Origin of the sequence: Maribacter forsetii DSM 18668 (genome assembly GCF_000744105.1) — a bacterium.
Taxonomy (GTDB): Bacteria; Bacteroidota; Bacteroidia; order Flavobacteriales; family Flavobacteriaceae; genus Maribacter; species Maribacter forsetii.
Genome location: NZ_JQLH01000001.1, coordinates 1,156,602 through 1,177,402 on the forward strand (window position 1 = coordinate 1,156,602; position 20,801 = coordinate 1,177,402).

General features: G+C 34.9%; 22 protein-coding genes. 21 read left to right on the forward strand and 1 reads right to left on the reverse strand.

The annotated features are described in order from the left end of the window. The first annotated feature begins 72 nt into the window (after positions 1-72). From aceB to P177_RS04990, 19 genes are all read left to right on the forward strand, one after another. Positions 73-1,671, forward strand: coding sequence for a malate synthase A (gene aceB / locus P177_RS04900; RefSeq protein ID WP_036152412.1), 1,599 nt, complete (start codon positions 73-75; stop codon positions 1,669-1,671). A 74-nt stretch (positions 1,672-1,745) separates the two neighbouring features. Next, positions 1,746-3,377: an isocitrate lyase gene (locus P177_RS04905; RefSeq protein ID WP_036152415.1), complete on the forward strand. Its 1,632-nt coding sequence runs from the start codon at positions 1,746-1,748 to the stop codon at positions 3,375-3,377. A 152-nt stretch (positions 3,378-3,529) separates the two neighbouring features. After that, positions 3,530-4,093 carry a TetR/AcrR family transcriptional regulator gene (locus tag P177_RS04910; RefSeq protein ID WP_036152418.1) on the forward strand — a complete coding sequence of 188 codons (564 nt, stop codon included), beginning with the start codon at positions 3,530-3,532 and terminating at the stop codon, positions 4,091-4,093. Between the two features lie 75 nt (positions 4,094-4,168). Beyond that, positions 4,169-4,717: a carboxymuconolactone decarboxylase family protein gene (locus tag P177_RS04915; RefSeq protein ID WP_036152420.1), complete on the forward strand. Its 549-nt coding sequence runs from the start codon at positions 4,169-4,171 to the stop codon at positions 4,715-4,717. A 120-nt stretch (positions 4,718-4,837) separates the two neighbouring features. Then, on the forward strand, positions 4,838-5,563 hold the full coding sequence (locus tag P177_RS04920; protein ID WP_036152422.1) for an SDR family oxidoreductase: 726 nt from the start codon (positions 4,838-4,840) through the stop codon (positions 5,561-5,563). 65 nt (positions 5,564-5,628) lie between these two features. After that, entirely contained in the window at positions 5,629-6,621 is a 993-nt protein-coding gene (gene gap, locus P177_RS04925; protein WP_036152424.1) for a type I glyceraldehyde-3-phosphate dehydrogenase, read from the forward strand. Between the two features lie 67 nt (positions 6,622-6,688). Next, on the forward strand, positions 6,689-7,003 hold the full coding sequence (locus P177_RS04930; protein ID WP_036152427.1) for an EthD family reductase: 315 nt from the start codon (positions 6,689-6,691) through the stop codon (positions 7,001-7,003). A gap of 3 nt (positions 7,004-7,006) precedes the next feature. Next, positions 7,007-7,651, forward strand: a complete 645-nt coding sequence (locus tag P177_RS04935; RefSeq protein WP_036152429.1) for a DsbA family oxidoreductase — start codon at positions 7,007-7,009, stop codon at positions 7,649-7,651. Between the two features lie 22 nt (positions 7,652-7,673). After that, positions 7,674-8,336 (forward strand): peroxiredoxin-like family protein, encoded by a 663-nt coding sequence (locus tag P177_RS04940; protein WP_036152433.1) that lies wholly within the window; start codon positions 7,674-7,676, stop codon positions 8,334-8,336. Positions 8,337-8,365: 29 nt separating this feature from the next. Continuing rightward, positions 8,366-8,716: a DoxX family protein gene (locus tag P177_RS04945; protein WP_036152436.1), complete on the forward strand. Its 351-nt coding sequence runs from the start codon at positions 8,366-8,368 to the stop codon at positions 8,714-8,716. Between the two features lie 24 nt (positions 8,717-8,740). Continuing rightward, a complete protein-coding gene (locus P177_RS04950) occupies positions 8,741-9,454 on the forward strand; it encodes a haloacid dehalogenase type II (protein ID WP_051941717.1) in 714 nt (237 codons plus the stop codon). A gap of 82 nt (positions 9,455-9,536) precedes the next feature. Further along, entirely contained in the window at positions 9,537-10,190 is a 654-nt protein-coding gene (locus tag P177_RS04955) for a hypothetical protein (RefSeq protein ID WP_036152439.1), read from the forward strand. Positions 10,191-10,342: 152 nt separating this feature from the next. Then, entirely contained in the window at positions 10,343-11,425 is a 1,083-nt protein-coding gene (locus tag P177_RS04960) for a serine hydrolase domain-containing protein (protein WP_036152442.1), read from the forward strand. Positions 11,426-11,718: 293 nt separating this feature from the next. Continuing rightward, entirely contained in the window at positions 11,719-12,486 is a 768-nt protein-coding gene (locus P177_RS19335) for a DUF6090 family protein (protein ID WP_051941718.1), read from the forward strand. Positions 12,487-12,664: 178 nt separating this feature from the next. Then, the gene (locus P177_RS04970) at positions 12,665-13,315 is read left to right on the forward strand and encodes a peroxiredoxin-like family protein (RefSeq protein ID WP_036152446.1); all 651 of its coding nucleotides are present in this window, start codon (positions 12,665-12,667) and stop codon (positions 13,313-13,315) included. A gap of 127 nt (positions 13,316-13,442) precedes the next feature. Beyond that, positions 13,443-13,973: a DUF4303 domain-containing protein gene (locus P177_RS04975; RefSeq protein ID WP_051941719.1), complete on the forward strand. Its 531-nt coding sequence runs from the start codon at positions 13,443-13,445 to the stop codon at positions 13,971-13,973. Positions 13,974-14,274: 301 nt separating this feature from the next. Continuing rightward, positions 14,275-16,542, forward strand: a complete 2,268-nt coding sequence (locus P177_RS19340) for an ATP-binding protein (protein WP_051941720.1) — start codon at positions 14,275-14,277, stop codon at positions 16,540-16,542. A 151-nt stretch (positions 16,543-16,693) separates the two neighbouring features. Further along, positions 16,694-17,242, forward strand: a complete 549-nt coding sequence (locus P177_RS04985; protein ID WP_036152450.1) for a GNAT family N-acetyltransferase — start codon at positions 16,694-16,696, stop codon at positions 17,240-17,242. Positions 17,243-17,260: 18 nt separating this feature from the next. Continuing rightward, entirely contained in the window at positions 17,261-18,553 is a 1,293-nt protein-coding gene (locus P177_RS04990; RefSeq protein ID WP_036152453.1) for an APC family permease, read from the forward strand. Positions 18,554-18,707: 154 nt separating this feature from the next. Here P177_RS04990 and tnpA read toward each other — a convergent pair whose 3' ends face one another. Next, a complete protein-coding gene (tnpA, locus tag P177_RS04995) occupies positions 18,708-19,169 on the reverse strand; it encodes an IS200/IS605 family transposase (protein WP_051941721.1) in 462 nt (153 codons plus the stop codon). 242 nt (positions 19,170-19,411) lie between these two features. Between tnpA and P177_RS05000 the strand changes: the two genes are divergently transcribed. Both P177_RS05000 and P177_RS05005 read left to right on the forward strand, forming a co-directional pair. Beyond that, positions 19,412-20,320, forward strand: coding sequence for an NAD(P)/FAD-dependent oxidoreductase (locus P177_RS05000; protein ID WP_036152458.1), 909 nt, complete (start codon positions 19,412-19,414; stop codon positions 20,318-20,320). A gap of 37 nt (positions 20,321-20,357) precedes the next feature. Further along, positions 20,358-20,735, forward strand: a complete 378-nt coding sequence (locus P177_RS05005) for a VOC family protein (protein WP_036152460.1) — start codon at positions 20,358-20,360, stop codon at positions 20,733-20,735. Positions 20,736-20,801: the final 66 nt, after the last annotated feature.

Genomic DNA, 20,801 nt, shown 5'->3' on the forward strand with positions numbered 1-20,801 from the left:
TATATTTAGCGAACGTTCGCTTGTTTTGTAAAATATTTTATTCTATCATTGTGTCAACAAAAACTTTTAATAATGGAAAACACGATTTTAAAACATCCAAAAATTCAGTTCGCAAATCAGGTACGTCATTACTATCCTGAGATTCTAACAGACAGTGCTTTAGAATTCCTAACAGCGCTTCATGAGAACTTTAATGAGAAAAGATTAGAATTACTTAAAAACCGTGAAGTCCAGCAAGAAGTCTTTGATAGTGGTCAGTTTCCTCATTTTCCTAAAGAGACCAAAACGATACGGGAAGGAGTTTGGACCGCAGGAAACATACCTGAAGATTTACAGGATAGAAGGGTAGAAATTACCGGACCTGTAGATCGTAAGATGATTATTAATGCTTTAAATTCTGGAGCCAAAACCTTTATGGCAGATTTGGAGGATAGCAATTCGCCAAGTTGGAAAAATAGTATTGAAGGACAGCAAAATTTGATGGACGCCAATACGAAGACCATTAGTTTAACAGATACTAAAAGAGGGAAATCTTATGAATTGAATGAAAACACTGCGGTGTTGTTAGTTAGACCAAGAGGTTTGCACCTTAACGAAAGACACTTATTAATAAATGAAGAAGAGGCTTCTGGTAGTTTGGTAGATTTTGGATTATATGTTTTCCATAACACCAAAACTATGATGGCCAACGGTACTGCACCTTATTTCTATCTACCAAAATTAGAGCATTATACAGAAGCACGTTGGTGGAACCAGGTTTTTGAATTTGCCCAGGAGTATTTGAGTGTGCCAAAAGGTACTTTTAAAGCAACTGTTTTGGTAGAGACAATAACAGCAAGCTTTCAATTAGACGAAATTATTTTCGAACTAAAAGATCATATCGTTGGGTTGAACTGTGGTCGTTGGGACTATATATTCTCCTATATTAAAAAGTTTAGAAATCACCCTGGGTTCGTGGTACCAAATAGAGATCAGGTGACTATGACCACTCCATTTATGGATGCCTATGCAAAATTGGTGGTTCAACGATGTCATAAACGTGGCATACTTGCTATTGGTGGTATGGCGGCTCAAATTCCGATTAAGAACGATGACAAGGCAAATGCCGAAGCGTTGGAGAAAGTTAGAAAAGATAAAGAACGCGAAGTTCAAAACGGTCATGATGGTACTTGGGTGGCTCACCCAGCCTTGGTAGCGGTTGCTATGAACGAGTTTAATAAACACATGCCAACAACTAACCAGATGCATGTATTGCGTGAAGATGTAAATGTTACGGAGGAAGATTTAGTGGAAATACCTAGAGGAACTATTACGGAAGCCGGAATTAGAAAAAACATCAATGTAGGTATTCTATATACCGAAGCATGGTTAAGAGGACATGGTGCGGTGGCATTATATAATTTAATGGAAGATGCTGCTACGGCAGAAATATCTAGAACCCAAGTATGGCAGTGGTTGAAGAATGAAGTTATTCTTGCCGATGGGCGCCAATTGAATAAAGGTCTATATATGGAAATATTCGATGATGAGGTAGAAAAACTAATTGCCGAAGTTGGTGAGGATAATTTGAAGAACACCAAATTTGAACTGGCGATACAACTGTTCGATAAACTTGTCGTGTCAGATGATTTCGAGGAATTCTTAACCTTACCAGCTTATAAATTCATTTAATAAAAACGATCCTGCCATTGCGGCAACAATGTACAGGATCTCATTATCAATAATAAATAACGTATTTCAAAATTATGAAAAATTTAGAACAAAGCAAGTACAGTTCTGCATTGGAGACTGTAAGAAACCTAAAGCAAAAGTACGGGGCAACTTGGAATGATATCAACCCAGAAAATGCTGCTAGAATGGTCGCTCAAAATCGTTTTAAAACCGGATTGGATATTGCGAAATATACAGCGGGGATTATGAGAAAAGACATGGCAGATTATGATGCGGATTCATCTAATTACACCCAATCTCTTGGTTGCTGGCATGGTTTTGTGGCACAGCAAAAAATGATTGCCGTGAAAAAACATCACAAAACTACCAGTAAAAAATACTTATACCTTTCTGGGTGGATGGTGGCTGCATTACGTTCAGAATTTGGACCCTTACCAGACCAATCTATGCATGAAAAAACAGCGGTTTCTAGTTTAATTGCAGAAATCTATGACTTTTTGCGTCAGGCAGATGCTATTGAATTGAACGATTTGTTCAGAAGATTGGAGAAAGGGGAAGATGTACAAGATGAAATCGATAACTATGAAACTCATATCGTACCGATCATTGCTGATATCGATGCTGGTTTCGGTAATGAAGAGGCTACGTATTTATTGGCTAAGAAAATGATTCAAGCGGGTGCATGTGCCATTCAAATTGAGAATCAGGTGTCAGATGCTAAACAATGCGGACACCAAGATGGTAAGGTAACCGTACCTCATGAAGATTTTGTTGCTAAGTTAAATGCAGTGCGATATGCTTTTATTGAATTGGGAATTGACGATGGGGTAATCGTAGCCAGAACAGATTCTGAAGGTGCGGGACTTACACGGAAATTGCCGGTAAGTCAAGAGCCGGGTGATTTGGCATCACAATATTTAGCTTTTGTAGAGGCAGAGGAGATTGCGATTTCAGATGCTCGTGAAGATGATGTACTATTAAAAAGGGATGGTAAATTGGTACGCCCAATTCGCTTGCCTAACGGATTGTATAAATTTAGAAGAGGCACCAATATAGATAGGGTAGTTTTGGATTGTATTACAAGTTTGCAAAATGGTGCAGATTTACTTTGGATAGAAACACCAACACCTAATGTAAAGCAAATTGCACATATGGTAAATAGAATTAGAGAAGTGATACCTAATGCAAAATTGGTATATAATAATTCACCATCGTTTAACTGGACCTTAAATTTCCGTGGTCAGGCATATGATGAAATGCTTGCAAAAGGTGAGAATATGACGGAGTACGATAGAAATAATTTAATGGACGAAGCATATGATGATTCAGAATTATCATTCCGTGCAGATATGAAAATAAGAAGCTTTCAGGTAGATGGAGCTAGGGATGCCGGTATTTTTCACCATTTAATTACATTACCAACCTATCATACAACGGCGTTGCATATGAGCGATCTTACCAAAGGATATTTTGGTGAAGAAAGTATGTTGGCGTATGTAAAAGGGGTACAAAGACAAGAAATTCGTAAAGGTGTTTCTTGTGTAAAACACCAGAGAATGGCGGGGTCTGATCTTGGTGATGATCATAAATCTTTCTTTGCAGGCGATAAGGCTTTAAAAGCAGGTGGCGAGAAGAATACCTCTAACCAGTTCAACGCCGGATCAAAAAGTAAGAAGAAGGTAAAAGAGGTAGAAGTTATGTCTTAATATAATTATGGTTTTGCTTACTTTCCTTAAATGGGTCAACCTACGGGTTGGCTCATTTTTTTTTATTCATTACTTCTGTCAAATACTAAATAGAAGTTAAAATTCTTTATATATCAAAGCACTTGCTTAGTTTTGTAGTGGAATTAGAAATCATGGCACGCAAAAAACAATATAACGAAGCTGAAGTCATAGAAAAGGCAATGCGCCTGTTCTGGCGTAATGGCTATGAGAGCACATCGGTTCGTATGTTGGAGAAAGAAATGGGTATTAACCAGTTTTCCATATATTCTAGTTTTAAAAATAAAGAGGGTGTTTTTTTAGAAAGCATCAAACTTTATAATAATCAAATTAAAACCATTACCAATACCTTGGAAAACTCTAATAATGGAGTAGAAGGTATTAAGGAATATTTTCTTGATTTTCTTGATTTTTCTAGAGAAGGCGCAATTTTTAAAGGATGCCTGGTTACTAATACTGTAAATGAAATTAAAGAAGATTCCAGCCCTGTAATTATGGCGGCGTTAAAACGCTTTTCTTTAAATATTAGAGAATTGTTTGTAAGGAATCTAAAACAAGACGACTTAAGGGATGTAAAAGAAATAGAAGCGCAAGCAGACTATTTAATGAATGCTCTTTTAGGTTTATCCATTTCATCGAAAGTGTTTAAAGAGGAACAGCTAAAAGACATTATTAAGATTACATTTTTACACTTATAACATTTTTTTTGAGCAATAACTAAGCAGTCGCTTAGATTTAACATAAATATAATAATTAATAGAAATAATAAGATTATGACAACTTTAAAAGTACACGACATTGAATCTGCACCAGAAGGTAGCAAAGGATTATTAGAGAACTCTCAAAAATCATTTGGTATGATCCCTGGTTTGCACGGGGTGTTGGCGGCTTCTCCACAAATTTTAGAAGCATACCAGACATTACATAAACTATTTACTGAAACTTCTTTTAACAACGATGAGTTGACAGTAGTATGGCAGACAATCAATGTAGAGCATGCTTGTCATTACTGTGTACCAGCGCACACGGGTATTGCTAAAATGATGAAGGTTGATGATGCTATTACAGAAGCATTACGTAACGAAACTCCTTTGGCAGATGAAAAATTAGAGGCTTTACGTACGTTCACATTAAGTGTTGTTCGTAACAGAGGTAATGTAACGCAAGAAGATCTAGATACTTTTTATGCAGCTGGTTATGGTGAGCAACAAGTATTGGAAATTATCTTAGGCTTATCTCAAAAAGTGATCAGTAACTACACAAACCATATTGCACATACGCCAGTAGACGCACCTTTTCAAGGCTTTGCATGGTCTAAATAATTGAGGTTTCAGTTTTCCCCCGAAACCATATGTTGATTGAGTGATTATTTGTAGCCTTCCGTCTTTAGGCGGAAGGCTATTTTTTTCTCGAACAAATTTATCAAAAACTTAAACTTATATATGAGCACAACAATAGAAAATAAAGTAGCTTTAGTAACTGGTGCCAATAGAGGTATCGGTAAAGCGATAGTAGAGTCATTTATAAATCACGGTGCTAAAAAAGTGTATTTGGCAGTACGTAATACGGATTCTACAAAAGAATTAGAAGAGAAATACGGTGATAAGGTAGTGACGCTGAATGCAGATGTTTCCGACACAAAATCTATTCAAGATTTGGCTAAACAGGCAAACGATGTAGATATCGTTGTTAATAACGCGGGTATAGGTACACCTTATACCACTGTAGGTGAAGATGTAGAAAAAGATTTCATGCAACAATTACAGGTAAATGCCTTTGGTTTTTTACGCGTAGCCAATGCATTCGCTAAAACATTAGAGGATAAAAAAGGAGCGTTGGTTCAATTAAATTCTGTAGCATCTATTAAAAATTTCCCTCAATTATCTACCTATTCAGCTTCAAAGGCGGCATCCTATTCCTTGACCCAAGGTGTAAGAGCGGATTTAGGAGCAAAAGGAGTTAGCATTTTAAGTGTGCACCCTGGTCCTATAGATACTGATATGGCTGCAAAAGCGGGATTTGAGGGTGCAGCGGCTACCTCAATTGTATCGGAAGGTATTGTAAAATCATTGGCTGTAGGAGATTTTCACTTGTTTCCAGACGATATGGCAAAACAATTTGAAGGAGCTTATCAAGGGTTTGCAGAAAATATAGTTTTAACGGATTAGAACAAACAAGAATTAAAGGGTTCTGCGTAAGTAGGATTGAATTTTATTAAACTAAATACATCGAAATGAAAAAAATAGCAATAAACGGAATGGGGCGTATAGGTCGCGCTTCTTTAAAGGTGATTTTGGATACTCCAGAATTAGAGTTAGTGGCGGTAAACGATATCGTGTCTATAGAGAATATAGCTTATTTACTTAAGTATGATTCAGTTTATGGGATTTATGAAAAAGAGGTTTCTCATGATGATAACAACTTGATCATAGATGGTCAAAAAATTCAATATAACTCGCAACGTAGTCCTGAAGATTTACCTTGGGCATCACATAAAATTGATGTCGTAATTGAAAGTACTGGTTTCTTTACCAAAAGCGAAGACGCTAAAAAACACATTAAAGCAGGTGCTAAATCTGTTATTATTTCTGCACCAACAAAAAGTGAGGACATACCAACGGTAGTTCATGGTGTAAATACGGAAGCTGGAGAAACTAACATATTTTCATGTGCCAGTTGTACAACAAATAACATAAGTCCTGTTGTTGAGATTTTGAGTCGTAGAATTGGTATTAAGAAAGCTATCATGACTACGGTACACGCCTATACGGCATCTCAAGGTATTGTAGATTCTCCATCACAGAAAAACTTAAGAATGGGACGTGCCGGTGCGGCGAATATAGTACCAACATCTACTGGTGCAGCAATTGCAACCACTAAAGCTTTGCCAGGTTTAGCCGGTAAATTTGATGGTGTTGCTTTACGTGTTCCTATTCCAGTAGGTTCAATGTCCGATCTAACATTTGTAATGGAACATGATATTACACCAGAAGCTATTAATGCTATTTTTAGGGAAGAAGCGGCTACTAAAAGATATCAATATGTTCTTGCTACAACAGATCAGCCTTTGGTGTCTTCTGATATTGTGAAAAATCCGCATGCATCTACAGTAGATTTAGGTATGACTAGAGTCGTAGATGGCGATTTATTAAAAGTGATGACCTGGTATGACAACGAATGGGGATTCACCAATCAAATGATTCGTCAAATTTTATCAGAAAACTAGAATATACTAGGTAGCGTTTCTTGATTGAATAGAACCGCTACTTTTTTCAACTTTAAAAACTCAGAAAATGATAAAGGTATCTGTAATGTATCCGAACAGCGAAGGCGTAAAGTTCGATACGGAATATTATAAAAATACACACTTGCCAATGGTTCAAAAACTAGTGGGTAGTGCATTGAAAGGATTGGAATTAGATCTTGGTGTTGGTGGCAGAGCGCCAGGCGAAGCTGCACCCTATGTAGCCATTGCTCATTTAAAGTTTGAGGATGTAGCTTCTTTTCAAGCGGCATTTGGTCCTCATGCAGCGACATTTGCGGCAGATGTTAAAAATTATAGCAATGTACAAGGTGAGATTCAGATCAGTGAATTTGTAACATTTTAAGAGATGAAAGAGAAATTAAAAATAGATATCGTTTCTGATGTAGTATGCCCATGGTGTATTATTGGGTATAAGCGTTTGGAAAAAGCGATTTCAGAACTAGGTATTGAAGACCAGGTAGAGATTGAATGGCAACCGTTTGAGCTAAACCCTGGCATGCCGCCAGAAGGTCAAGACCTTACTGAACATATTGCCGAGAAATATGGTTCTACTGTAGAGCAACAACAAGCATCGCAACAGAACATGACCGATATTGGGGAAGAACTTGGTTTTAAGTTCGACTATTTTGAAGGTATGCGTATGGCAAACACTTTTGATGCTCACGTATTATTGGAGTATGCCAAAGATTTTGGTAAACAGACCGAACTTAAAATGCGATTGATTACTTCTTTCTTTACCGAAAGAAAAGATGTTTCTGATAAAGCTGTTTTGAAAGAAGCTTTAATAGCGGTCGGTTTAAATGCAGATGAGGCACTTGCTAGATTAGACAGTGAAGAAGCGAGATTTGAGGTAAGAAACAAACAAGGCGAATGGAAGAATATGGGTGTAAACTCTGTGCCTACTATCGTCTTTAATATGAAAAGTGCAGTAACAGGTGCACAACCCGTTAGTACTTTTAAACAAATACTTGGCGAACTAATTGCCGATTAATAAAATTATAAATTCGTCTATCATGAGCACAACAAATAAAGGGGAGCTAGATGCATTATTAGCTGTAAAACGCCAAGAAGCAGCTGTGAAGTTTACTGATGAGAAAAAGCAAACCTATGCTGAGGGTATTAGTAGTGTTGCGGCATCTGGTGTATTGGAAAATGCACTCAATGTCAATAGTAAAGCACCTAACTTCACCTTGAAAAATGCATCGGGCAAATCGGTTTCTTTGTATGAGGAACTTAAAAACGGACCTGTAGTTGTTACTTGGTATAGAGGTGGCTGGTGTCCGTATTGTAACATCACACTACACTATTTGCAAGAAAAACTACCTGAATTTCAAAAAGCAGGTGCTACTTTGATCGCACTTACACCAGAGTTGCCAGATAACTCACTAAGTACAGCGGAAAAGAATTCTTTAAAGTTTTCTGTTTTGAGCGATGTGGGTAATGTTGTTGGAAAAGAATATGGTGTAGTATATTCCTTGACCGATGAGGTTGCTGCAATGTATGAAGCAGGTTTTGGTTTAAGTAAGGTAAATGGAGATGATAGTAATGAATTACCATTGGCTGCAACTTATGTGATCGATACCGATGCCATTATACAATATGCATTTTTAGATGCAGATTATACCGAAAGAGCAGAAGTGTCAGAAATATTAACGGCTTTAGAAAAGTTGAAATAGTATAAGCAACTAGTTAACTACCAATAATTATGAATGCGAACAAAATAATCTATTACGTAGCTACAGGTATTTTTACCTTGGTCATACTGTTTTCTGCAGGCATGTATTTTTTTAATCATGAATATATTAAAGGAGCCTTTACGAGTTTGGGCTACCCTACATATTTAATTTATCCGTACGCTACTGCAAAGTTGATCGGGTTATTTGCTATATGGAATCCTAAGTTTCATATTATAAAAGAATGGGCGTATGCCGCATTTTTCTTTGCGGTTACCTTAGCATTTTTTGCTCACATTATGGTAAGTGATGGAGAACAAATGGCAGCTGTAATTGCTTGGTTGGCATTGGTTGTTTCTTATATCTTTAGTAAAAAAATATAAATACAATTAAAAACAACTAGGGTTATGGATAATACTACGAAACATAAAAATTCAAAAACTATCAGGCCTAAAGTGTTGTTCTTTGATGTCAACGAAACGCTTTTAGATCTTACTAAAGTTAAAAAAGAAGTAGGCAAAGCATTAGGCGGAAGAGAAGATTTACTTTCTCTTTGGTTTACAACAATGTTGCAGTATTCATTAGTGACTTCGGCTAGTGGTCAATACAAGCCATTTGGTCAAATTGGTGCTGCAGCATTGCAAATGGTAGCTGCAAATCATAATATAAACCTGACGGAAGAAGATGCGCGCAAAACCATTTCTGAGTCTATGGGTAATTTGCCTGCGCATCTTGAGGTCAAGGAAGCGCTAGCACAATTAAAAAACGCGGGATACAAATTAGTCGCATTCACCAATTCATCTAAAGAAGGATTAAAAAAGCAATTTGAAAATGCCGGATTGACCGAGTATTTTGATGAAATGCTAAGTGTAGAACCAACAGGAAAATTCAAACCCTTTACAGATACGTACGCATGGGGAGCAAAACAAATGGGCTTGGAACTAGAAGAGTGTATGCTCATCGCAGCCCATGGCTGGGATGTTGCTGGAGCACTTTGGGCAGGCTGGAGAGCAGCGTTTATAGGTAGACCAGGGCAGCAAGAATATCCTTTAGCGCCCAAAACAGAAATAGTAGTGTCTGATTTAAAAAAAGCAGCGGACATTTTAATTACTTACAAGTAAAGACTCTTGCCATTTCATTTTCAAATTAAAAGCATATTAGAATATGTATCTTTGGTGTACCATTAACTAAAGAAAGTATTACATGTTTAAAAGAACACTATTTGTTGCCCTAATTGCACTTACCTTAACTTCTTGTTGGAAAGATAAAAGTCCGGAAGACCTTATTCGTTTAAAAGATAAATTCAAGTCTCAAGTAGACGATTTTGAGAATAAGAAAGAGACCGCGAACAAAAATGTAAATAAAGGTCTAGAATCTCTAAACGCTTTAAAAAGCGCTTTGGAAGATACCAAGAATGAAGATAAGGAATTTGCCAAAGTATATGGGGATTGGGAAAAAGTAGATCGTAGGGTTAATAACTTGAATAAGGAGTACGAAGACTTAAAAGAGAAAGCTTCCAATCTGTTCACGGCAATGGAGACACAGACCAAAAGCCTAAGTGATGAAAAGAGTAAAAAAACACTCTTGGGTGCTATAGAAAAGGCACGAACCAAATACAACGCAACATTAGCGAATACTTCTACGGCTATAGAAAAATTAAGGTTGTTGCATGGCGATGCTGTTGAGGTCGTTAAAGCATTAGAAGTGGCTGCAGCCCTTAACTCTTTCGATAATATCAATGATCAAATGAAAAGCATTGAAGGTCGTGTAGACGGTATTATGCAAGAATTAAACGTTGCCGTTGTAGAGAGTAAGAAATTATACGAGAAGAAAATTACCGAATTAGGGGAAGAATAGTTTAAATTTTTAGTTTTTCCTAGAAGAAAGCCAGTATGTGTTCATACTGGCTTTTTTTTGTCATTTACATTCTTTAGAATAGACAATTATTTACGCAACAAATTAGATTCCAGTGCGTTAAATATTTTAAGCCTTTCTAAAGAGTAAATTCCATGATACATAGATTAATTTATATAGGTATTCTATCTGTACTTTTAAGCTGTCAATCAGATGATTCCGTCTCGGTTGATACAAATGAGCCAAACCCAACAGAAGCCGCTACTTATTTTCCGCCCATTAATACAAATGAGTGGGTAAGTATATCACCATCAGAATTGAATTGGAATGCAGATAAACTTGCAGAATTAGAAGATATTCTTATTGCCGATAATACCAAATCTTTCATGGTGTTGGTCGATGGTAAAATTGTGGTAGAAGAATATTATAACGAACATACGGTCAACGATACTTGGCAGTGGAATAGTGCCGGGAAAACTCTGGTAACGGCTACCACTGGTATTGCGCAACAAAAAGGATTAATAGATATAGATGATAAGGTGTCTGATTACATTGGTACCGAGTGGACAAGTGCCGCAATAGAACAAGAAAATTTAATTACCGTAAAGAGCTTGTTGACAATGACCTCTGGTTTAGACGACGAACCTCAATTGGTAATCAAAGCGAATTTGGTTTCGCTTGCCGATGCGGGTACACGCTGGGCTTATGGTAACGTATTTCAACGACTAATGAATGTAGTCGAAGATGCCAGTGAAACTGAATTTGGAACTTATTTTAATACCGAATTAGCTGCTAAAATAGGTATGGATGGATTCTGGAATAACGGATTTATCTATCGCATATACCATAGTAATACAAGAAGTATGGCAAGATTTGGATTACTTGCTTCACATTATGGAAATTGGGACGGAGATCAAATTGTAGATGAAGATTTCTTTTTGGAAAGCACAACAACTTCTCAAGATATAAACCCGGCTTATGGATATTTATGGTGGTTAAATGGAAAAAGTGACTTCATGTTACCATCTACGCAAACAGAATTTCCGGGATCTCTTATTCCAAATGCACCAACAGATATGATTGCAGCTTTAGGTAAAGATGAACAGCGCATCTACATTGTACCTAGTGAGAATTTGGTAATTATAAGAATGGGTGAGGCTACGGGATCTGAAGAAAATTTTGCATTATCATCTTTCGACAATGTTTTTTGGGAGAAATTTAATGAGGTAATTAATTAGAAAAAAATAGAACTAAAAGATATCTTTTTGTCTTTTAAAAGACTTTTGAAAATCAACGAATCTTCATTAATAAATTATAGAAAGCCGGTATTTTAAATATTGGCTTTTTTTTATGTATCACCTTAAATGAACGGTAGTTATAGACTAAGTTAATGTGTGTATTTTTTAATCAATTATTGAATTATTTTCAAATAACTATGTAGGTTGACTTTGAATGAAAATTGTATCTTTCTTAGTTATAACGTCAATTGCACTTATTTGTGTGTAGTGCTTCATTAAAACCAACCACATCAATGATAAAATTCTTTAGAAAAATCAGACAAAAAATGTTGACTGAAAATAAATTCAGTAAATATCTGCTTTATGCTGTTGGAGAAATAATACTTGTTGTTATTGGTATATTAATAGCTTTACAGATTAATAACAATAATAATTACAACGAACAAAGAAGTCTAGAGAAAGAGTATTTATTATCCATACAAACAGAATTTAAAAATAACTTAAAAATAATAAATGCCTCTATTCAAGAAAATGAGCAACGTATAGAGTCACTTGAATATCTATTGAATTTATTTGATAAAAATGTGCTTGACACAGTCAGTAGTCAGAGAATTTCTCAAAAATTTGCCCCTATTTTCGGTAGTTCAATTAGCTATATACCTGCAACAGGAGTTTTAGAAGACATCATTAGTTCAGGTAAGCTCAATATCCTTTTAAATAAAAAATTAAGACAAAACATAGCCTCTTTTAATAGTTCATTGGATTATTTAGACATTCAGTTAAATGCAATGGATTTCACAGAAGAAAATTTACGTACTATTTTTTATAAAAAAGGAAGTACACGAAAACTTGTGATGGATATAGGATTTATGAATTCCGATTTCAAGTCAATTTCCGAAAAGATAGATAACAAACAATTATTCGAATCAGCTGAATTTGAAAATTATCTTTTAGCCTACTATCTATCGGCTAAAGTAACGAATGGACCAAAGTTATTTGGACGTGTGAAGACTGAAATAGAGACCATTATAAAAGAAATTGAAAAAGAGTTAGAAAAATAAAGATAGTACGCCAAAGAACTGAGATAATCAATAATTAAATTCTCAAGTCTTCCTGTAATCAACTTAGTAGAAAAACAAGACTATCAAGTTTTCGTCACAGTGTTAAATTGATGAGAAATATTCTTTGCTCACCTTTACTCTTAATAACTTTACGGGCTATACTAAAGAAATTAAAATAATGAAAAGTTTAAAAGAACAAACCGATGCTAAAATTGCTTCTGGCAGATTGGCTAAACCTGAATTCATGAAAGGCGTTGATGAGGTGATTGAGGAAGCAAAAGCTTTTGAAAAAGGAGCAAAAGCAGTAAAGGTTGGGCAAAAAGCTCCAATTTTCAAGCTTCCAAACGCTGAGAATGAATTGATTTCACTAGAAGGTTTACTTGAGAAAGGTGCTGTTGTTGTGACATTTTATCGTGGCGATTGGTGTCCGTATTGCAACTTGCAACTGAGAGCTTTACAAGCAAGGTTAAGTGAAATACATGCATTAGGTGCTACGTTGGTTGCTATAAGTCCGCAAGTACCAGACGGATCATTGACAAAAAGTGAAATCAGTGAGATGGATTTTATAGTTTTGTCCGATCAAAATGCAAAAGTTGCTTCTGAATATGGGGTTGCTTGGGAGGTGCCGGAGTTTTTATTAGATCATATGCGCGTAGATCGTAATTTAGATTTGGAAGCCATTAATAATGGGAATGGAAGTGTACTGCCAATACCCGCAACATTTATTTTAGGAAAGGATGGCGTTGTAAAATGGAGCTATGTAAATGTTGATTACAGAACACGTTCAGAACCTGAAGAGATTATAGCTGAATTAAAAAAGCTGTCTTAGGTGGTAAAACAATCAATAAGGTTAGTTTTTTCTGAGATATACAATAGTGAAAGCTTTGCAGAAAGTTATAGAAGGAAAATTACTGTTTAAGATAGCCTCGAATTTGTGATAAATACGATAAATAAAAATGTGCCCTACTATAAATTTTCAGGATTTAAAAAGTGAAATTGAAATTGCTACAAAATTAGCTTTCAAAGAAAACATTGAGAAATATGGTACAGATATTTGTGCTTTTTCATTGGTTAGTGATGATGGTGCAATGACAGTAGTGCCCTATATAAATACTAATGAGCATCTAGAAAAGATGCAGTCAGAAGATGCCGAGTATAAAGAAACATATGAGTTTGAGCCTGCAGAGTGGTTTGCATCCGGTGGGGCAAATAATGAATTCTATGCGATATGTAAAACGCTTTGCGAAGCAATTGATAATGAAGAATTAGATTTTGAAGATTTTAGAAATTCTTTATTTGAAACTTGTACTCAAGTTTTAGAAAAACTTCGATTAGAAAAATTCTTTCATAAAGAATTAGGTAGAGATATTTTGTTGATGTTCAGTATTTCTGATACTTCTGAGTCTAATGAGAATTTATTACAATGGATGAAGCGCCTAAATTCAGCTAGCGAGAGCAAACGCTTTGAAAAGTACTTGAGTGATTAGCGAATGATTGTGTTACAAAATTAGTCGGATTTTTAATTTTATTTTAAACCCCATATCGTTATCGTAAGAGATGGGGTTTATTTTTTTTATGTAGAAAAAGAAAATTTAAATTTTTTATTTTGATTCTCAATGATACCTATGCTAACCGTGTTTTATCCAATAATTTTATTCGGACTTTATAACTCAAAAAGCCAACTTCATATTTGTATACATTTTTCAATATCATCATCGTAAAATGAGCTATATTCATTCTTTCAAATTTTAATGATGGGTAATTTCCCCTTTTAACCTGACACTAAAAATGACAAGTGTAATTGTTAGAGAATCTATAATGAAGTTAAAGTCACTAATTGCTTCTACTAAAACCTATATTATACTATTGGTATTAGCAATTACCCTGCTATTATATACCGTTACCGTAGGGTACAAACAAGTAAATAGACTTCATAAAACAGGTGACCTGGTTTCGCATACTCTTGAAGTACAGCGAACTATTGTAGAACTTTCAGCTAATTTTTTAGAAGTAGAAACGATTCAGCTTAGAAACCTATTCCAAGAAGAAAGTAACTTTACCGCAATTAACATTACAGAAATAGGGCAATCATTAGATAGGTTAAAAATTCTTACCAAAGATAACCAGGCACAGCAAGAACGTGTAAAAGCTTTACAATTGCTGCATGAAAAAATTAAGAAAGAAATAGATACTACAATATTGGTTGATAGTACTGTTGTAGCAGATAGTCTGTCAGTAAAAGACAGCATTGTAGTTAATTTTGCTAGTTTACCCTTTAGACGTAAGGAACGAATATCTAAAATTGTTGCAGAATCTCAATTTATAAAGGATAGGATGCTGGCAGAAGAGAACTATTTAATGGTTTCTCGTAAAGAAGAATACACATCGCAATCGTTCTTAACACCAATGTCATCTTTATTGGTGGCATTAACGGCTTTGATTATTTTTTTAATAGGCTTTATAAGCATTTACAAACAAAAAGGAGAAATAGAAGAAGTAAGTAGCCAGATTTTTATACAGAATAAAAAACTACAGGAAACAGAGGAGTTTTTAATAGGTGTTTATAAAAGTTCAAATAATGTTATTAGTCATTTTGAGCCTGTTTTAGATACAGATAAAAATATAACCGATTTTCAATTTAAGTATACCTCAAATGCAATAGAAAAGATAACAGGGGCAGAGCAAGACGATATAATTGGCGGCTCTCTTTTAGAAATGTACCCAATGGTCTTGGAGAATGGACTTTTTGATTTAATGAAAGAGTGTTATTTAAGTGGAAATACTCAAGAACATGAGAGTATTTACACTTTTGAGGGGCAATCTAAATACATCTTTAATGCCATTGTTAAATCTGCCAATGGTATTACCAATACCGCTTGGGATACTACTAAGGTGAAAGAAGCAGAAAAAAACCTTCAAAAACTCAATGAAGATTTAAGCCTACAGAATACTATTTTTAAAGAGGCAGAAAATGTTGCTGGCGTAGGTAGCTTTATTTGGTATTTAGATGATGGTAGTGCTACTGTTTCTGATAATTTTTACAGGATTTTAGGAGTAGAGCCAAAAAGCTTTGAAGTTAATTTTGAGGCTTACAAAGAGTTTGTTCATCCAGAAGATGTTGGCATTTTTGAGTCGCTTAGTGAGAATGCAGAAGAAAACGAGGTCTCAACCGTTTTGGCATACAGAGTGCTTACCAAAGAAAAAGTGGTGAAGCATTTAGATCTAAAAGGTAGATACGTTGAAATAGATAATAGACCAGTTTCTGTGGGTATTGTACAAGATATAACTAGTCGTGTAGAAAAGGATAAAGCACTTATTGACAGTTTTGAAAAATTGAAGGTTAGTAATGAAGAATTAGAATCTTTTAATAGAGTTGCCAGTCATGATTTACAAGAGCCGCTTAGGAAAATACAAATGTTTATTTCTCGCATAGAAGATGAGGGTGAAGAAGGTTTGTCTATTGCTCATCAAAAGTATTTCTCTAAAATTAAATCAGGTACTTTTAGAATGCGAGAATTAATACAGAATTTACTTTCGTATTCTAGAATAGATAAGATCAATTCAAATTTCGAAAATATTCCTCTTGCTGATATTCTAAGTAAAATTGAGGATGAGCTCTCACAGCTCATTAAAGATACTGACACCTCTATTTCTTATAACAATTTGCCTATAATTCAGGGCATACCTTTTAAGATAGAGCAACTATGTACTAATCTTATTAGTAATTCTATAAAGTATTGCAAAAAGGATGTAGCTCCTAAAATAGTCATTAGCGCTAAAAAGGTTCGTAATTCACAAATCACAGAAAATTTCAGCAAGCTATCAGAATACTATTATAAAATCTCATTTGCAGATAATGGTATTGGTTTTGAACCTGAATTTGCAACTAATATTTTTGAGGTATTTCAAAGACTACATTCTAAAACGGAATATTCGGGTACGGGCATTGGACTCTCTATTTGCAAAAAGATAGTAGAAAAACACCATGGGCATATTCATGCCATAGGTAAAAAAGACAAAGGGTCTACATTCGTAATTTATTTACCGGTCAACTAAATTTTTCATTTGTGATAATAGTGATTTCATAAATCGCTTAGCACTTCTTTCCTGCTTTTTTATATAGGAAAGTTGAATTCATGTGCTTTAGTTGCATGCATGATTCTAAGAAAAAAGGTATTTTTAAAAAACTACTAAGAATTCATATGGTATGGAAAAACTAATACTTCAGACCGATCGATTGGAGTTAAGGCTAATTGAAATGGTAGATGTGAAGGATATTCATCGCTTACATTCCATACCGGAAACGGATGAATTCAATACGCTAGGCATTCCAGAAAGTTTAGAGGAAACAAAAAGGATTATAGAACCATGGATCAAAGCGAATAATGCAAGTGAAATACGTAATTATACTTTAGCTATCAAAAATAAGGTGAATAATGAGTTTGTTGGTTTATTGGGTTTACGGTTAGGTTCTAAGAAATATAGACGAGCAGAAATATGGTATAAACTACATATTGATTATTGGAATAAAGGTCTTGCTACTGAAATGGTTAGAGAAATATTGGATTACGGATTTAATGTGCTTAATCTTCATCGTATAGAAGCAGGTTGTGCGGTAGATAATATAGCCTCTGCCAGGGTGCTAGAAAAAGTAGGGATGAAGAAAGAAGGTCTTAGAAGACAAATACTTCCCTTAAAAAAAGGATGGTCAGATAGTTTTGAATATGCTATGTTGGAAAGGGATGACCGTATTTAAAAATAATAGGTAAAGAAGATGGGTGTAGAAAAGAAAATAGGACTCAAAGATGCAATTTCTATAGGTATAGGCGGTATGGTCGGTGGTGGTATTTTTGCCGTTCTTGGTCTTGCGGTTTCTTTGGCAAAAGGAGCAACACCTGTTGCATTTCTTTGGGCAGGTATCATTGCTATGTTAACAGCTTATTCATATGCCAAGCTTTCAAAGAAATATCCTGAGAATGGTGGTACGGTAAAATTTGTACATCAACAATTTGGTAGCGGTATTTTTGCCGGTGGTATCAACAATCTATTATGGGTCAGCTATATTGTTATGCTTGCATTATATGCATCGGCATTTGGGTCGTATGCTAGTGAACTAATCTCGCTTTCAGGGTCAAAAGAAATAGATACACGCATATTTCAGACCGTTATTTTACTGATTGCCTTATTGATCAATTATCTGAGTGTTAAACTGGTTAGTGAAATTGAGTCATTGGCGGTAATTATTAAACTATCCATTTTAATAGCATTTATAGGTATCGGTTTTTATGGCTTATCCGTCCATCCAGAAAACTTAAAACAATTGTCTCCAAGTAATTGGGAAAGTCCGTTATTAATTCTTTCTGGTGGTATGGTCATTTTTGTTGCTTATGAAGGATTCGAGTTAATTGCTAATTCTATATCGGACCTAAGAGACAGAGAAAAGAATACCGAAAAAGCATATTTTGGCGCCGTAGGCTTCGTAATCGTATTATATATCTTAATTGCAATTGTAACCGTTGGGGCTTTACCGTTTGATCAAATTGCCAATGCCGAAGATTACGTGTTGGCAAAAGCAGCTGAGCCAACGCTTGGGCAAATTGGCTTTACAATTATAACCATTACAGCATTGATTTCTACTTTCTCTGCTATTAATGCAACTGTTTTAGGCAGTGGTAGGGTAAATTATGATATTGCTGAAGATGATGAATTACCCAAATATTTTTGCCATATGTTTTGGGGTAAACCTGTTGGATTTTTAATAACCGCAATACTTTCTATTGCCTTGGTCAACTCCTTTAATCTTCAAAGTATTTCTACGGCAGGCAGTGCAGGGTTCTTATTGATTTTTTGCATTGTAAATTATATAGGATTCAAAAAACATAAGGAACTGGATTCTAAAAGTTATGTACATTTATTTGCTTGTATATTATGTTTGTTGGCATTCGTTACTTTGATTATTCAACAGTTTTCTGTTAATAGAGTTGGGGTAATTACTGCTTTGGGTATTATAGCGTTCTGCTTTATTCTTGAGCTAGTTTACAAAAAGACAGAAGCTAAAATAGGCTAGTGTCCAGAAAAAATGGAATTAAACTTACTTCTTTCGGTTTTTTTATAAGTTTAATCATGATATACTCTTATGTTTTAATCTACTATCATTGGCTTTTAAGATGATCATTTGAGTTAAAGTAAATAATCCTCGGGGCAAGCCCCGAGGCATTTGTTTAGAAAAGATTCAATTGAATGCCATTGTCTTTATGTAAGATCTGATAATCCTTTTCGGATCCTTGATTTTTTACATATGCAGCTATTACTTTTTCATTACTATGTCTTCCTACAGTATTAACATAGAAACCACTGCCCCAAAAGGCTCCACCCCATAATGCTCGTTTAACCCCAGGAGCTTGAGAAAAAATTTCCCTAGCAGTAATACTTTTAATTGTTCTTGCAATCTTTGTAGGGCTAAAAGTGGGAACACTTTGCAATAGAAAATGAACATGATTCTTGTCAGAGCCTATTTCCAGAAAGTGAATTTCATATCTATCCTCTATTTCAATACAAGTCCTTTTCAATATCTGGTCAACTTTTGGACTCAATACAAATCGGCGATACTTTGTTGAACATACCAAATGGTAAAGCAACAATGATACGTTATGACTTTTATGAAAATGCTTACTTGAGCTCACGCTCAAAGATTACTGTTTTTTTCACGCGAGGCAAGCCTCGGGGTATTTACCCTCCCAGAATAAAGAGGCGATTTTATAACTGAGAGTATAACATGTTTTACTGCTTTATTCTTCTTTTCATGTAAAATGCATATTATTGCAACTAAGTTGCAATAATTAATGTAAAGCAATAAAAATATAGCTCATTTTAGTTTTTAGATAAAGTGTGTTATTTCTCTTTAATCCATTTTTAATACAAGAATATGCAGGCAATAAATAATTTTGACGTAATCATAATAGGTGGTAGTTACGCTGGTTTAGCAGCGGCAATGTCCTTGGGCAGATCATTAAGAAAAGTATTGATAATTGATAGTGGTAAGCCTTGTAATAAACAAACACCACATTCACATAATTTTCTAACCCAAGACGGTAAGACACCTAGTGAAATTAGTAGTATTGCTAAATCTCAAGTTTTAGAATACAAAACCGTAAACTTTTTAGAAGATGAAGCTATACACGCAATTAATAATGAAACTAGCTTTTCGGTAAGTACAAAATCAGGAATTACATATAGTGCTAAAAAACTCATTTTAGCTACTGGTATTAAAGATGTCATGCCCAATATTAAGGGCTTCGCCGCATGTTGGGGTATCTCTGTGGTTCACTGTCCATATTGTCATGGATATGAGATTAGGAATAAGAAAACGGGTATAATGGCCAATGGTGAGCGTGCTTATCATTTGGCATCAATGGTTGGGAACCTTACCAAAAATCTTCATGTTTTAACCAATGAACCTGCTTCTTTTTCTAAAGAAGAATGGAGTAAATTAGAACATAACCGCATAAGTGTTATTGATAAAAAAATTGTTGAGGTAGAGCACAAAGACGGAAACGTTAAAGCAATCATTTTCGATGACGGAAGTAAAGAGGTTATTGATGCTATTTATGCCGCGTTGCCTTTTGTTCAACATAGTAATATTTCAAATTTGTTAGACTGCGAATTAAATGAAGAGGGTTTTATTAAGGTAGATGACATGTATAGAACTACTATTGAAAACGTATTTGCTTGTGGTGATAATTGTATAAAAATGAGGTCATTGGCTAATTCTGTAGCGTCAGGTACCATGGTGGGTGCGGTTGTTAATTTGGAATTGGTAAAAGAGAATTTTTAATTCTTTAGGTGTGAAATGATAATTCTATATTGCAATCATGAACTTAAATCAAATTACCGTTCCCTCTATAAATGTGGAGAATGCAATAGCTTTCTATGAAAAATTAGGATTACAGCTCATTGTAAAATCACTTCCTAACTATGCAAGATTTGAGTGTCCTGATGGAAACTCTACGTTTTCTATTCACTTGGTAGATAAATTGCCTCAAGGAACTGGGGTGTATGTCTATTTTGAATGCGATAATCTTGATGATAAAGTAGAACTGCTTAAAAATAAAGGAGTTAAATTTGACCAAGAGCCCATTGATGAAAAATGGTTATGGAGAGAGGCAAGGTTAAAAGACCTAGACGGTAATCAACTTATATTATTCTTTGGCGGTGAGAATAGATTGAACCCACCGTGGCGAATTACTTAGTTTTTGAGTTGATAGAAATAATATTAGAACTAAGAATACGTCTTAATCTTTACATTCATAACAAAG